At 30.7% G+C, this 15,450-nt stretch carries 9 protein-coding genes and 1 pseudogene; 3 read left to right on the top strand and 7 right to left on the bottom strand.

What is annotated here, in order from left to right:
- Positions 1 to 120: 120 nt before the first annotated feature.
- From BQ7358_RS08715 to nrdD, 3 genes and pseudogenes are all read right to left on the bottom strand, one after another.
- Complete coding sequence (locus tag BQ7358_RS08715) at positions 121 to 3,345, bottom strand: Spy0128 family protein (protein WP_072520100.1); 3,225 nt, start codon at positions 3,343 to 3,345, stop codon at positions 121 to 123.
- Positions 3,346 to 3,525: 180 nt separating this feature from the next.
- Positions 3,526 to 3,615 (bottom strand): annotated as a pseudogene (locus tag BQ7358_RS09245) (YSIRK-type signal peptide-containing protein); the annotation flags it as partial.
- Positions 3,616 to 4,247: 632 nt separating this feature from the next.
- Positions 4,248 to 6,431, bottom strand: coding sequence for an anaerobic ribonucleoside-triphosphate reductase (gene nrdD / locus BQ7358_RS00570; protein WP_062172258.1), 2,184 nt, complete (start codon positions 6,429 to 6,431; stop codon positions 4,248 to 4,250).
- A gap of 367 nt (positions 6,432 to 6,798) precedes the next feature.
- On the opposite strand from nrdD, the gene BQ7358_RS00565 reads away from it, so the two are divergent.
- The 3 genes from BQ7358_RS00565 (at position 6,799) to BQ7358_RS00555 (ending at position 10,067) form a co-directional block, all read left to right on the top strand.
- Positions 6,799 to 7,530 (top strand): GTP pyrophosphokinase, encoded by a 732-nt coding sequence (locus BQ7358_RS00565; RefSeq protein ID WP_072520099.1) that lies wholly within the window; start codon positions 6,799 to 6,801, stop codon positions 7,528 to 7,530.
- A 418-nt stretch (positions 7,531 to 7,948) separates the two neighbouring features.
- Complete coding sequence (locus tag BQ7358_RS00560; RefSeq protein ID WP_062172256.1) at positions 7,949 to 8,794, top strand: aldo/keto reductase; 846 nt, start codon at positions 7,949 to 7,951, stop codon at positions 8,792 to 8,794.
- A 433-nt stretch (positions 8,795 to 9,227) separates the two neighbouring features.
- Positions 9,228 to 10,067 carry a DegV family protein gene (locus BQ7358_RS00555; RefSeq protein WP_062172254.1) on the top strand — a complete coding sequence of 280 codons (840 nt, stop codon included), beginning with the start codon at positions 9,228 to 9,230 and terminating at the stop codon, positions 10,065 to 10,067.
- An 85-nt stretch (positions 10,068 to 10,152) separates the two neighbouring features.
- Here BQ7358_RS00555 and BQ7358_RS00550 read toward each other — a convergent pair whose 3' ends face one another.
- The 4 genes from BQ7358_RS00550 to BQ7358_RS00535 all read right to left on the bottom strand — a co-directional run bounded on the left by BQ7358_RS00550 (position 10,153) and on the right by BQ7358_RS00535 (position 15,437).
- Positions 10,153 to 10,764 carry a sugar O-acetyltransferase gene (locus tag BQ7358_RS00550; protein ID WP_062172252.1) on the bottom strand — a complete coding sequence of 204 codons (612 nt, stop codon included), beginning with the start codon at positions 10,762 to 10,764 and terminating at the stop codon, positions 10,153 to 10,155.
- Between the two features lie 12 nt (positions 10,765 to 10,776).
- Complete coding sequence (locus BQ7358_RS00545; protein WP_062172250.1) at positions 10,777 to 12,504, bottom strand: ABC transporter ATP-binding protein; 1,728 nt, start codon at positions 12,502 to 12,504, stop codon at positions 10,777 to 10,779.
- A complete protein-coding gene (locus BQ7358_RS00540; protein ID WP_062172248.1) occupies positions 12,497 to 14,254 on the bottom strand; it encodes an ABC transporter ATP-binding protein in 1,758 nt (585 codons plus the stop codon). Before BQ7358_RS00540 ends, BQ7358_RS00545 begins: the two co-directional genes overlap by 8 nt.
- Positions 14,255 to 14,435: 181 nt before the next feature.
- Positions 14,436 to 15,437 carry a glycosyltransferase family 2 protein gene (locus tag BQ7358_RS00535; RefSeq protein WP_062172247.1) on the bottom strand — a complete coding sequence of 334 codons (1,002 nt, stop codon included), beginning with the start codon at positions 15,435 to 15,437 and terminating at the stop codon, positions 14,436 to 14,438.
- Between the last annotated feature and the right edge of the window lie 13 nt (positions 15,438 to 15,450).

Genomic DNA, 15,450 nt, shown 5'->3' with positions numbered 1-15,450 from the left:
CGTCAGCTATCCTTGGAATATATAACAAAAAACGGTTGTATAAAATTAAAGAAAACAGACTTGATATAGTGAATTATCAAGTCTGTTTTTTGTTTAAAATCTAAACTTTGTCCTTAGATTTTATTTTTCTTCTTGACGTTTTCTTACTGCTAATGCAATACCCGCTAACAACACTCCGAATCCTGCCGTACTACCTGTTGTGTCAAGACCGGTTTTTGGTAATACCGGTGTTGGCGGTGTTGGCGGTGTTGGTGGTGTTGGTGGTGTCGGTGGTGTCGGTGGTGTTACTTTGTTATTAAACTCAGTATCTTTCGGTAATTTAGAAGTTGCTGTCAATACTTTACCTTCTTTAGTAACAGTTACAATCACTGTCGCTACCATTCTATCATATTCTATACCTACTTCTGTTCCACGCACTTCTTCTACTGTGTATTTGTAAGTACCTTCTTGACCTTTTTTGTACTCAACTTTGAATTTAACTTTTCCGTCAGCATCATTTTTCACAGTTTCGATTACATTACCTTTTTCATCTTTTAGTACGAAGCTAAATTCACCTTGTTTTAACTCACGTCCTTCAAGTTTCTTAGTAAAGTCAAACTCCAGCTCTACCGGAATATTATTTACACGTTTTTGAGTTGGTTTTTCAGGTTTTTCTACGTTCTTACTAACTGGGTTGTATTGATGTACTGTTTGTTTTGCTGTGTTCTCAATATCTACTCCATCAGGAGTGTCCGCTTTAATTGTCGCAACGATGTCAAATTTGTAATAACGCCCGAATGAAAATTGTGTTAAATCTAATACATTATCTTTGATTAAACTTTCTTTAGAGGTTGCTGTAATCTTACCGTTTTCAACAGTAATATCGAATAAATCTGTTACGTCATTACCGGTTTTACTATCATATACTTTAATACCTGTTTTTTCAACCGTTAAATAAGCACTATCGTATTCATCTGTAATGCCTACTTGTTGAATCTTATGAGCGGCTTCAAATTTATTTGTATCTAACCATACTTGATAAACAATTTTTTGTCCACGTTTTAGAGTCTTAGTATTTAAGTTTTCCGCTTCGTTATTGTCAGTTTTGTCTGTATATGGATCTTTATTTGTATCTCCATACTTGTCAGTCAATTCTTTATCATCATCTAGAAGTTTTTCACCGGTAATGTCAAATTTTTCACGATCTACAACATATTTCTCCGATTGGAATTCCGGTTTTGGCGGTTTTGCAGTATTATTAAATTCTGTATCTTTTGGAGGTGTTGTCACAACTGTTAAGACATGACTTTCATCTTTAGAAACAGTTACTGTCACTTCCGCTTTCATCGGATCATAACCCGTTTCTTTATCATCAACTTTTTGTACTTCTTCTACTGTATATGTAAATGTTTTACCGGCATCGGCTTTTTTATACATTGGCTTTTTACCATCCACAAATGTGAATGTAATCTTACCGGTTGTATCGTTCGTACCGTTCGCAATAATTGTTCCGTCTTTATCTTTCATCGTGAATGAAAACTCTCTATCTTTTAACGGACGACCATCAAGAACTTTTGTGAATTCAACAGAAAAGTCCAGTTCTTTTGGAGCTACATAATAGTTGTCAAATTTCCCGTTTGAGTTTGCATCGTTTGCATACGAATATTTAGGTTTCTCTACAGTTAATTTACCATCTTTTTCTACAACCGTTACGACAGCTGTTACTGTCATTGCATCGTAGTCAACATCTGTGTCCGTACCAACTTTTTCAGTAATCGTATATGTGTATGTCCCAGCTTTATAGAATGATATTTTATCAAATTTTACAGTTCCATCTGTTGCATTTGTTTTATCCTGATTTAAAGCAGGGGTTTTATCATCAGCATTTTTAATGTTGAAAGTAAATTCATTTTCTTTCAATTTACGATTGTTCAACACTTTTGTAACACCTAATTCTACTTCAGCCGGTTCATTTTTAACATAGTAATACACTGTTGGTTTATAAGGCGCCAACGAATTTCTTAAGAAAACATTTGTCCCTATAGCTCCGTTATTTTGTACTCCATTCACCAATTGATCATTTTGTGAATTATGTCCAATTTTATCTCCTAGGAATGGTATAAAATAGTTATCCGGGCCTCCTAAGTGTCCCGTGCTTGTGTGACCTTTAACAGTAATTCCATTCGGATGTGCTACACCATTTTTATCTGTAAAAGCTATTGTTTGGACTTCCTTATCCGGAAGACTTACAGTATTTTTCCCACCCGGAGGTATCTCACCTGTTTCAGCCATCAAAATATAACCATCAGTTTCTAATGTACCATCTGAACGTTTTTCTTGTTGACGTGGATCTAATACATAAACTCGAATACCCACTGTCCCATCTTCTTTAACCACTTCTTTTATACGTTTAATTCCATTTGCATTAGCATCCAAGAATTTGGTACCTACAACATATGGACGCGATACATAACCACTTAGTGAATCTGCAGCTGCTGATTGATATAGTCGATAACCCTCAAACTGTCTTACACCTGAAGCAGTGAAATTTTGCCCTTCCATTGTTTTTAGTGTATAGCTCGCCAAATCAGTCTCTTTCCCATTTGGAACATAATCCTGAACAGAAGTATCAGTTTTATCCGACTTATAAGTTTGGTTAGCCTTATCAACTACCCTATAATAAGTTGTTTTTCCTAAAACACTAGGAATAATAACATCTGAGTGTGTAATTTCACGCCCATTATATGTAGGTTCTACTGCGTTAAAAATATCATTCATTGAACGAGTGTTCATTACCTTAGTATATTTAGCTTTTTTCTCTTTTTCATCTTGTGTATTCCCTGACATCTCCGCATAAGAAAGAATAGTAGGATTGATATCCCATTCAATATGTAAGAAAGGTAATTTTTCTTTAGTTGCACTAGCTCCTTCAACACTACTGATAGTTAATGTCATATCTTTATTTGAAGCTTCCGTAGTTTTGGTAAATGATTGCTTAGCCCCGCCTTGAGCTATATTGATAGTTTCAATAACTTTATTCGTTGTTTTATCAACTAACTCGACAGTAGCATTTTTAGAATTATCATAGTTTTTGTATGCTCGAATATAATAATTTACATTATAATTTTTATTAAAACGAGTAAGATTAATCACTTCAAAAGTATATTTAGTTGTATCTTCTACTTTCTTATAACTGCTGTCAGGAATCTCCTGTGATTTTACAGAAGCTCCATTCGGATTGCTCATTTCGGGAGTAACCTTTTCTCCATCTTTCAATATAGTTTCAACAGAAATAGGATTACTAGCATAATTATCTGTTGCATCTCGTTTTGTACGTTTTTTTGGTGCTTCGGCTTCAGATTTCACTGTTTCTTCTGCTTTTTTTGTTTCCTCAGCTTTTACCGTTGCAGTTTTTTCCGCTTTAGTTTCTGTCGCTACCGCAGTAGTAGTATTTGCTACTTTTGCCGTAGTTTCGGTTTTTTCTTCCGCCTTTGCTACTTCACTTGTAGTTGGAGTTTCGGCTTTTTCATTAGCATCAGAAGCTTGTGCCTCTCCAGAACTGGCTAAGACAAAACTAAGACCTAAACCTAAAAATACAGATGCGACACCAACCTTATATTTTCTTAAAGAAAATCGTTATTGTTCTTTTTTTATCATAATTGTTTGTTCTCCTTAAAACTTTAAATCAAATTTTTAATTATATGAAGTAGCATTTTGGCATACTATCTTACTATAATGATAACTAATTATATCACAGATATATACAACAGGAAAATAAAGACTGAAATAATTAATTTACTATTTATTAACTTTTTTAGTATAGATTTTGAATATTTTTTATCGTTTCTCTGTATAAAAACAAAAATTTCATTTCTTTTGTTTTCTTTCTTTTTATTATCCAATCTCTTTACTTCATATCTATTTTATCTTTTTACTAAACTTACGTAAAAAAAGATATTCTCTTAAGAAAAAAATATTAATAGATCTGCACATCTCTCTGTTATATTATTGTAACGAAAATTACAAAATAAAATGGAAATGTTTAATTAGCTATAGATATATAAATACCGAATAATATAAAAAATACCCCAGTTATCTAAGAATTAGTATATACAATTAAAATTCTTTCTTTATTATAATATTATTTTAATGGCAATTAAAAAAATGCCAAGTAACATTTTGTTGCTTAGCATTTTATCCTTATTTTTTCTTATGCCCCGTATTTGACACAGAAGCCTTAGTTTTTACTGTAATTACTTCTAAATTATTTATTTCATATGTTTTACACGAGCTACAATTTCTTTATGACGCCCTTTTATCATCGGACGTGCTTGAGGATTTCCTAAATAACCACAAGTTCTTTTAACAACGTCACAACTTTTTGGATCATTATTACCGCACTCCGGACACTTAAAGCCTTTTTTTGTCGGTTCAAATTCTCCCTCATAATTACATTTGTAACAACGGTCAATCGGTGTATTTGTTCCTAAATAACCCACACGTGTATAAGCAAAATCCCATACAGCTTCTAATGCTTTCGGGTTTTGTTTTAATACCGGGTATTCGCAGTAATGAATAAACCCGCCACTTGCATAATATGGATAGTCTTTTTCAAATTCCAATTTTTCAAACGGTGTTGGATTTTTTCTAACATCATAGTGATATGAATTAGTATAATATTCTTTATCTGTAACATCTTTTATAATTCCGAATTTTTCAGTATCCATTCGACAAAATCTATCTGTCAACGATTCACTCGGTGTTGAATAAATACTATACCAATAATCACCATCTCGTGTCCATTTATCAACATTATCTTTCATATGTTTCATAATTTCTAACGTAAATGCCTTAGCTTCGGGATTTTTTTCCCAATCTCCGCCATAAAATACACTTGCTACTTCATACAATCCGATGTACCCTAATGATAACGTTGCACGTTGTTTATCGAAAAGTTGTTTAACCTTATCTTCAGGTTGTAGTCTTTTCCCAAACGCTCCATGCATATATAATATAGGTGCATTTTTCGGTTTTGCTTCTCCGCAACGTTTTGCACGATAGTCTAATGCTTCTTTGCAAATGTCTAAACGTTCATTAAAAATATTCCAGAATAATTCTTTATTTCCTTTTGATTCTATAGCGATACGTGGTAAATTCAGTGTCACCACCCCTAAATTCATACGACCACTTTCTACCAACTCACCATTTTCATCACGCCATGCCGGTAAGAATGATCGACAACCCATCGGTGTTTTACAACTACCTGTGATCTTCACTAAAGTATCATACATTAAAATATCCGGATACATACGTTGTGTTGCACATTTCAATGCCAATTCTTTTACATCATAGTTAGGATCTGTCGGTTTTAAATTTAACCCATCTTTTATGACAAAAATTAATTTCGGGAAAATCGCCGTTCTTTTCTCGACACCAAGCCCTTCTATTCTTACTTGTAATATCGCCTTTTGAATTTCTTTTTCAAATTCTCCTTCTCCCAAACCGAAACCTAAAGATGTAAAAGGGGTTTGTCCTTGAGAAGAATACAACGTGTTTATTTCATACTCTAACGATTGCATTGCATCATAAATATCTTTATTTGTTTTTTGACGGGCAAAGCGTTCTTGTTTTTCTTCACCCTCTATCCACTCGCGTGCCATTTTTAAGTTTTTCTCATAGTTCAACTTAGCAAACGGTGCTAATACTTCATCTATTCTATCAGCACTACATCCACCGTATTGACTTGAGGCAACGTTAGCAATAATTTGTGCCATTTGAGCTGTTGCCGTTTGAATACTTCTTGGACTGCTTACCTCGGCATTCCCAATTTTAAACCCTTTTGTTAACATCTCTTTAAAATCAATCAAACAACAGTTGGTTAGCGGCTGATATGGTGAATAATCTAAATCGTGGTAATGAATTTCTCCTTTTTGGTGTGAATTAGCCACATGCTTCGGCAACATTTTAAGCCCAATTGCTTTTGCCACAATGCCACTTGTTAAATCTCTATGAGTGTTGAATACTAAACTATCCTTGTTGGCATTTTCATTAACAAGACTCTCATCACGATTTACGAGTTTTTCTATTGCTACATTAATATCCAGACTCTGTTCACGTTCAATATCACGCTTACTACGATAACCTACATACTCTTCATAAATGGCAACTTCTCCCAGTTGCACAAGTGTATGTTCTACTATATTTTGAATTTCATAAATTTTAATATTTGTATTAAAACGATTAGCAATTTCCAGTACAACATTGTCAACTATTTTTTGTATATCAACACTATGCTTTTCTCCAAAAACTGAAAATACCGCTTTTTCTATAGCTTTATAAATTTTTTCTGCATCAAAACGTGAAATTCTACCATCACGCTTGATTACTGATAGTTTTTCTTTTAATATATCTAGTTTTTTTTCTGTATATGAATAACATTTTTCTACCTGCATCAAAATTCCTCCCATATTTTTTTCTATATTATATATCTTATAGTAAAAAAAGTGATTTGTCTATACCTAAATTATTCCCCGGAAATTGAATTTGCGATTATATAGCCATCCTCAGTTAGTTGTGAAATTTTTGTGTAAACTGTTTTTTTATCACAAACTTATTATTTATTGTTGACATAGGAATTTTCTTAAATTTTATTACAATCTGTATTAATTTTTATTAACTCATTTTCTTAGTACAGTTTCGCTTCTCCTTATATTATCTCCTTTTTTTATAAAAAATTATTTTTATCCATTGTTTAAACTTTATTTTAAGAATATTATATATTATGATAAGTGTAATAAAATATAAAAGTGAGAGTTACGAATGAAAAAAAGTCACATTGAAACATTAACAGAACAATTATTTCCTGCTGAAAATAATGGTAAAAATATTCTCTTTAACGAGATACAACCATTTATCGAATTATTTATGCACTATGAATGTGCGATGCTTGAAATAGAGACAAAACTTAATGTCTTCGATAAAGAATTTTCACTGCATGGAGAAAATAATCCAATAGAATCAATTTCTACTCGTTTAAAAAGCCCCGTAAGTTTGATGAATAAGTTACAACGTTTAAATTTAGATTTCGATGTTAATACCATAAAACAAAATATTTACGACGTTGCCGGAGTACGTGTCATATGCTCATTTAAAAATGATGTATATAAACTTGTTTCCGCTTTGAAACAACAAGATGATATTACGGTTATAGCCGAAAAAGATTATATAAAAAATAATAAGGACAATGGTTATCGCAGTTATCACCTTATTGTAGAAATACCGATATTTTTATCAGGTAGTGTTGAACATGTGGCTGTAGAAGTTCAATTCAGAACAATCGCAATGGATTTTTGGGCAAGCCTTGAACATAAATTACGTTATAAAAAAAATCTCAGTGTTGAAAAAGAAAAAGAAATTGAACGTCGTCTTTTATTGTGTGCGGAAATTAGTGCAAAACTGGATAATCAAATGCAAAAAGTTAAAGAAATTATTGAAGAAGATGAAGAAGTAAAATTTATTGATTATAACGATATTGACACTTCAAAAGTATAATACATACCAAAATACCTTAGAAAAATTTTTCTAGGGTATTTTTATTAAGGTAAATCTTGTAAAATATCTTCACCTGTAAAAAACAAGAAAAATTATTTATAAACAACTTAAAAATCAATTTTGCCAAGCTTTTTCCATAAATTTCAAGAAAAGTTCTCTCAAATCAATAAATTTCAACGTTTAACTTATCAATAAATAAATTCCACCGGAGTTTTTAACTTTTAAAGTTAGTTATTCCGGGAAGCTAAAAATAAATTTGTTTTTTACGACAAAATTATAATACAACCCATATAATTTATTAAATTATTTATTATATTTATCAAATATTATTAAAATATAAAAATATTATATAATTACTTGACTTATCTTCTTATATCTGGTTTGATTATAGTAGACTACAAATAAAGGAGAATTGCTTATGAAAACTTTAAAATTAAATAATGAAGTAGAAATTCCCGTTCTAGGCTTTGGAGTTTTTAATATTTCAGATGAAGAAACAAAAGATGCCGTAGCAAGTGCTATCAAAGCCGGTTATCGTCATATCGACACAGCTCAACTATATCTTAATGAACGTGGTGTCGGTGAAGGTATTAAGGCTTCCGGTATTCCGCGTAAAGAATTATTTATAACTACAAAAATTTGGATAAACAATACCAATTACGAAAATGCTCGTTCATCATTTATGCGTTCATTAGAAAAATTACAACTGGATTATGTTGATTTATTATTAATTCATCAACCGTATAATGATACATTCGGTGCATGGCGTGCAATGATCGAGCTTAAAAACGAAGGAAAAATTCGTGCAATCGGAGTTTCCAATTTCGGCATTGATAAACTAGTTGACCTTTCACTATTTAGCGAAGAAAAACCGGTAATTAACCAAATAGAACTTAACCCTTTCTGTCAACAAAAAGAAGCTGTTAAACAGTTTAAAGAAGAAGGTGTTGTTGTTGAAGCATGGTCAACATTCGCACGTGGAAAAGATGATATTTTTAATAATAAAACTCTAGTTGATATTGCTAAAAAGCACAATAAAACTGTTGCACAAATAATCATTCGTTATTTTATTGAACAAGACATCGTAGTATTAACAAAATCATCACATCCTAAAAGAATGAAAGAAAACCTAAACGTTTTTGACTTTAAATTAGATAGTGATGATATTCAAAAGATTTCAGCGTTGGACAGAAAAGAAAGTCAATTCTTCAGTCATAAAGATCCGAAAGTTATCCGCTCTTTAGCCCAACGTAAAGCAGAATAAAACCGATTAAAATATTTATAAATAGCTAAAAACTTCGCCTATCTCACCTACGGCGGGATTTTCAGCTATTTTCTTATATAGTTTTCCCTACTGATATTTTTTTTATTCGGTTGTAATTGACTTTATTTTATATATTATTTTAGTAAAAGTCGATAGTAGTATAAACGTCTGTCGCTAACTTTATTATTTGAAAAATAATAAAAAATTAATTACTAATTACTGAATTTTTTATATTGTTAGTTAAATATTTTAAATTCTTTACAAACCCTGTAAGAGATATTTAAAATCCCTATTCTAATTAAAATATACATTTCAATTAGATAACTATATTTTATTCTTTTTATTTGAAAAAATTTAATTTTTAGTATATTATATGTATTATTCAATATTTAAAGAATAGTCTTTAAAAATTTTAATATTAAGTGAGGGGAAAATGAAAACAGCATTTTTATGTGATTCAACATTACAAGTAAGTGAAGAATTTACAAAAAATTATCCATTAACAATAATTCCTTTGGAGGTAAGGTTAGATAATAGGGTTTATGAGGATAATATAACAATTAAATCTGAACAATTTTATGAATATATAAAAAAAGGTATGAAACCGAGTACCAGCCAACCATCAGTCGGAAAAGTGTTAGAAGCCTTAAATGCCTTAAAAGAAAAAGATTATAAAAGGGTAGTAATTTTTAGTATTTCTGAAAGATTATCAGGAACATTCTCATCTTTTACTCAAGCTAAAGCATTGATAAAAGATTTAGAAATTAAAATTATTGATACTAAACAAGTTGCACGAATAGCAGGACGTGCTATTGAAAAAATCATTAAAGATTTTTCTAACGGTTTAATCTCTTATAACAATATTGAAGAAGAATATAACAAACTTTACAAAAAACAAAATGTATTGGTTACCGTTGAAACAATGGACTTTCTATATGCCGGCGGTCGCCTTGGTAAAACACAATTTATTTTATCAAATATGTTAAATATTCTGCCAATTATTACTGTAAAAGACGGCGCTCTTCTAGTAAGCGGTAAACAGCGCGGGATAAAAAAAGTTATCAAAAAAATGTGTGAAGAAATTAAGAAAAAAAATCCACAGTCCCTTATTATATTCCACACAAACAACAATAATCTGTTAGAAAAAACACAAAATATAATTAAAGAAATATTCGGAGAAATAAAAACAGAAATAGTTACAGTTTCTCCGGTTATCGGGGCTCATGCCGGCCCAAGGGCAATAGCAATAGGTTATTTAGAGTATGAGGACTAATGGATAGCATAAATATAATACGAACTAACCCTTTTTAAATTAACGTAAGGTTAGTTCGTATATTTAGATATTTTCAGGGCTATCATTATTTATAATCATATACATCGAATAGCCTGTTTTTATAATAATAATCGATTTCTGCTGCTGTTATTTTTCTTATAATCTTACATGGATTACCGGCTGCTACCACATTATCCGGTATATCTTTAACCACGACACTCCCGGCAGCAATTACGCTGTTAGCACCTATCGTTACCCCCGGCACTACAGTTACACTGCCACCAAGCCAAACATTATCACCTATTGTAATTGGAAACCCGTACTCATAACCCGAATTACGACTTACTGGATGAATAGGATGCCCCGCCGTATAAAGACTTACATTAGGCCCAAACAATACATTATTCCCTATTTTCACCTTAGCAACATCTAATATCGTTAAACTATAATTCGAAAAAAAATTATCTCCAATTTCTATATTATACCCATAGTCACAATAAAAAGGTGATTGAACAACTGTCCCATTTCCAACTTTTCCGAAAAACTTATCTATCATATTTTTTCTTTTTTCTTTTTCAGTAGGAGAAATATTATTGTATTTAAAACAGAACTCTCTTGCTCTTTGTCTTTCTTTTTGCAACTTGTCGTCAGATGCTAAATAAGGTAATCCTGCCAACATCCTTTCTTTATAATTCATCTTTTATCCTTTCTAACCTTTGATCTGTGTTTCGTACATTTTTCTATAAACACCGTTAAGTTTTAACAATTCCTCATGATTTCCACTTTCCACTACTTTCCCTTTATTTAACACAAAAATCATATCGGAATTTTTTATCGTTGATAATCTATGGGCTATTATAAGTGTTGTTCTTCCATCTTTAAGTTCATCAATCGCCCTTCCTACTATTTGCTCCGTTTCACTGTCAATATTGGCAGTTGATTCATCTAAAATTAAGATTTTCGGATTTTTTGCCAAAGCTCTCGCTAAACAAATTAGTTGCTTTTCTCCGGTAGAAAAATTATTACCCCCTACTTCTACTTTAGAATTCAACGATCTTGTTTTTAAAATAAAATCTCCTCCAACTCTTTTTAAAGACGTTTTTGCCAATTCCTCATTGCCGGTTGTTGTAATATTTTCAAGAAGAGTTCCCTCAAATAAAAAAGTATCTTGGAGAACAATCGCTGTTTGTCTTCTTAGATATTCTCTACTATATTTTTTTATATCACGACCTCCGATTAAAAGTTTTCCTTTAGTAGCCTCATAAAATTTGACAATCAAGTTCATAATCGTACTTTTACCGCTACCGGTATGTCCAACAAAGGCAACCGTTTGATTTTCTTTAATATCAATATTCAAATCTTTCAAAACATAGTTTTCTTCCTTATATGCAAAAGAAACATTTTTAAATTCAATATTACCTTGGAAATGTTCTATCTCTTCCATTTCAATGTCTTCTTCAATTTCCAATTTCAAAATTTCTTGAATATTATTTGCCGCTCCTACGGCACGAACGTAATTAGAAATACTAAATGTGAAATCGGCAATACGATATATTATATCCGTTGTATAATTAATAAATAGATAAACCATTCCGAGCGTTATACCAAAAACATTATTAAAGTGTGAATAAGCATAATAGTAAACTATTCCGATAAAAATAATAATTCTAATTATTCCTGTTATATTATGTAATAATAAACTATCTACGATATTAAGGCTTTTCCAATAACCGAAACGTTCTTCATTATGTTTATTCCAATCACATAGTGCCGCTTCTTCTTGGTTAAATGCTTTTATTATTTCTAAATTTTGATAATTTTCATTAACAATACCATTGCTTTCAGAAAATTTACGGCGATACCCTTTTATACTACCAATAGTCATTTTATTATAAAACTTCAAAATAACATACATTATCGGTAACAAAAGCAACATATACATTCCAAATCTAATATCTACATAAAACAGGACAATATAAGAAAAAATAATTTTCATCGCAATAATCATAATCTGAATAAAAGTAGATACAAAAAATATCCTTATCTGATTAACATCACTTGTTATCCTTGATACAACAGAACCCGCAGGCATATTATCAAAATAACGAATCGGCAAACTTTGAATATGATCATACACTTGCGTTTGTATACGAACATATATTTCATTGGCACCCTTTACCAAATAAATATTTCTTATATAGTTGGAAATACCTGAACATAGCAAAATTAAACCGTAACCTGCAGCTATTACCAATGATTTTTTTACTACTTGAGTTGTTACATCACCATTAACCCCGTCAAAAACTTTTGATAAAACATAAACTCCGCCTACACCAAATGCAACATTCAATATTGAGAAAATTGTTCCAAGCAAATAATCTTTTTTCGCTGTTTTTAAATAAGGTAGAAATTGTAATAATGGATTTTTATTATTCATCTTCTTCTACCTCCTTATTTTGATAAGCATCTAAATCTCTATACCATGCACAATTTTCCAATAACTCACTATGTGTTCCGATATTTAAAATCCTGCCGTTTTCCATTACAATGATTTTATCAGCATGTCTTATCGCAGAAATTCTATGCGAAACAATTATATTGGTCTTTCCTGTTCGATGATTTTTTATATTTTCGATAATTACTTTTTCAGTGTTGGCATCAACTGCACTTAAGCTATCATCAAGAATCAGTATATCAGGATTTGTTAAAATAGCCCGTGCTATTCCCAAACGTTGTTTTTGTCCCCCTGATAACGAAACTCCATTCTCTCCGATTAAAGTATCTAAACCATCTTTAAAATTATCAATATCCTTTTTTATATCGGAAAGAATTAAACTTTCTTCCAAATTATTTTCTAAATTTTCTCTGTAAAATAAAATATTTTCTCTAATAGTCTTTGAAAATAATTGGTACTCTTGCGGGGCATAACCTATCTTTTCACGAATAGAATAATCGTAATACTCTTCTATCGGTTTACCATCAATAAACAAAGTCTTCTCTTTTATCGGATATAGTCTAAGAAATTGTTTTATAAGAGTTGTCTTACCGCAACCGGTTTTTCCTATAATACCAACTGTTTCTCCACGATTTATTACCAGATTAATCTTCTTTAAAACCTTTACATCATTATAACTGAAATCAAAATCTTTAAATTCAATATTATCACCAAACTTAAAAACGGTATCCGCTCTATCGTTATTTACTTCAGGCTTTCTTTTCGTGATTTCAATAACACGTTTTGTTGCCTGACGAACTTCTATAAGCATAACAATCAACTCGGATAAAGCTATATATGGCCACTGAAGCATACCTACAACAACACAAACTGCAATAAGTTCTCCAAGTGTCATACTCCCAATATTAATTAAATAAAAACCATAACCGACAGCTAAAACATAAGTTATAGCCAAAGATACCGTATTAAGCGATTGGTAAAGAAGTGTTGTTTTCATATATCTTACATTAGTTTTTGAATAACTGCGTAATTTTTTTATAAAACTGTCTCTAACTTTTGAAAGTAAGCTATATGTTCTTATAACCCTAATTCCCTTTACATTTTCTAATGTTTCTTCGGTAATTTTATCCATCGTTTTAGCCATTTTATTGTAGTATTTTTCCTGTACTTCTCTTCTGCTAACTAAATAAATAGTCTGTATAATAAGCGGTAGATGTATTAATGCTAAATACCCTAAATTAGACTTATTAAATATTAAAATACTTATAAAAATATTATAAATAATACCGTCAAATATAAGAAGTATTCCATAGCTGAAAAAAACAGCAATGTAGTTTGCGATATCATTGGTTGAACGGCTAATAACTTCCCCTATGCTAAATTTATTAAAAAAGATAGGTGTATGGCGGTAAACATCACGTTGCACTTCATAGCCTAAATCTTTTATTATTTTATCATACCCGATAAAAGTATAATATTCTTTAAAATAATAGACGAAATATAATGCTAATCCTATAAAAATAATATTAATTATCTCTTTTATTACACCGTCAAAGGTGATAGAACCGTTAGCTATTCCGTCTACTATAAAATTTAATCTATTGGCAGGATATAAAGTAAAATAATATGAAAAAAATGAAGCTACTAATGCAATTCCAATTCTAATTTTATCCCTATAAAGCAACTGTGATAATTTTTTTATTATTTCTTTGTTGCTTACGCTACTTTCCATTTCTTCACCTTCTTTCAAGTATATTTTATAATTATATCATATAAGAAAGTGAAAAAGAAATTATTGTGAGATAATGGAAAGGTATAAAATAATAAGGGTATAAATTTTTCCCCATACCCTATATTTGACACAGAGCCAAAAGAACTGTTTTCGCAATAATAGCGAAAAACAGTTCTTAAAGTTATTTTTTAAAATAAACTTTCTTCCAAGAAAAACCTTTGACTAATCCTACTAAAGTTCCTAGCCCATAAGAAATGTGTACTAAAAATAAAATAATCGGCATTAACAACAATGTTAAATTAAATTTATTCGTTAATATAGTTGCAATAGTTATTATTATCGTAAAAAATACATACACACCCATTAATAATTCCAATAGTATCCATGTCCAAGGCAAAGCCAATAAACTTACGACAATCACCACTACAAATACAAATGGTACAAAGTGAAATATTGAAAACGCTTTAGGGTAAACATGGCTGACTTTTCCTATCCAATAACCATTGGAATATTTTTGCTTTAACATACGTTTTAATGTTGGACGTGTATACTGATAAGACAAAATATCATTACTATATCGAATTTTGTACCCATGTTTTCTTAAGCGATAGTGCAATTCATTATCTTCTGCACGACCTACATACTCATCTAATAAACCTACTTTATCAAACACTTCTTTTCTGTACATTCCTTGAAAAACGGATCTAACATACTTCTTTGAAGTTTTTTTTCGATAACTTGCCACACCGCTGCCAAACATATTTTCTTCTACAAACAATAAAGTTTTACTAAAATTGTTCCCACCATTTATAATATTAGGTCGTGGCCCCCCACAAACATATTCTCCTTCGTTAATCACTTTTACATTATTTTCTATAAAATTCTCCGTAATATGAGAATGACAATCCACTTTTAAAATACATTCTCCTTTTGCACTCTTTATACCTATATTCATTCCTGCTGATAAAATGACTTTAGGATTTTTTAAAAGTACCACATCATAAAATTCGTGATTATTATCTTTAAATTTTTTTAATATATCCCAACTACTATCAGACGACATACCATCAATAAATATCAATTCTATTTTTTTATGATTATACGTTTGCTTTTTAAAATCTTCAATTAATTGCGGTAAAAATTTTTCTTCATTAAGTAGCCCAATAACTACTGATACTAACATATAGTCTCCTTGC

Origin of the sequence: Gemella massiliensis (assembly GCF_900120125.1) — a bacterium.
In the GTDB taxonomy this organism is placed as follows: Bacteria; Bacillota; Bacilli; order Staphylococcales; family Gemellaceae; genus Gemella; species Gemella massiliensis.
This window is presented reverse-complemented; position numbering and strand designations above follow the sequence as displayed.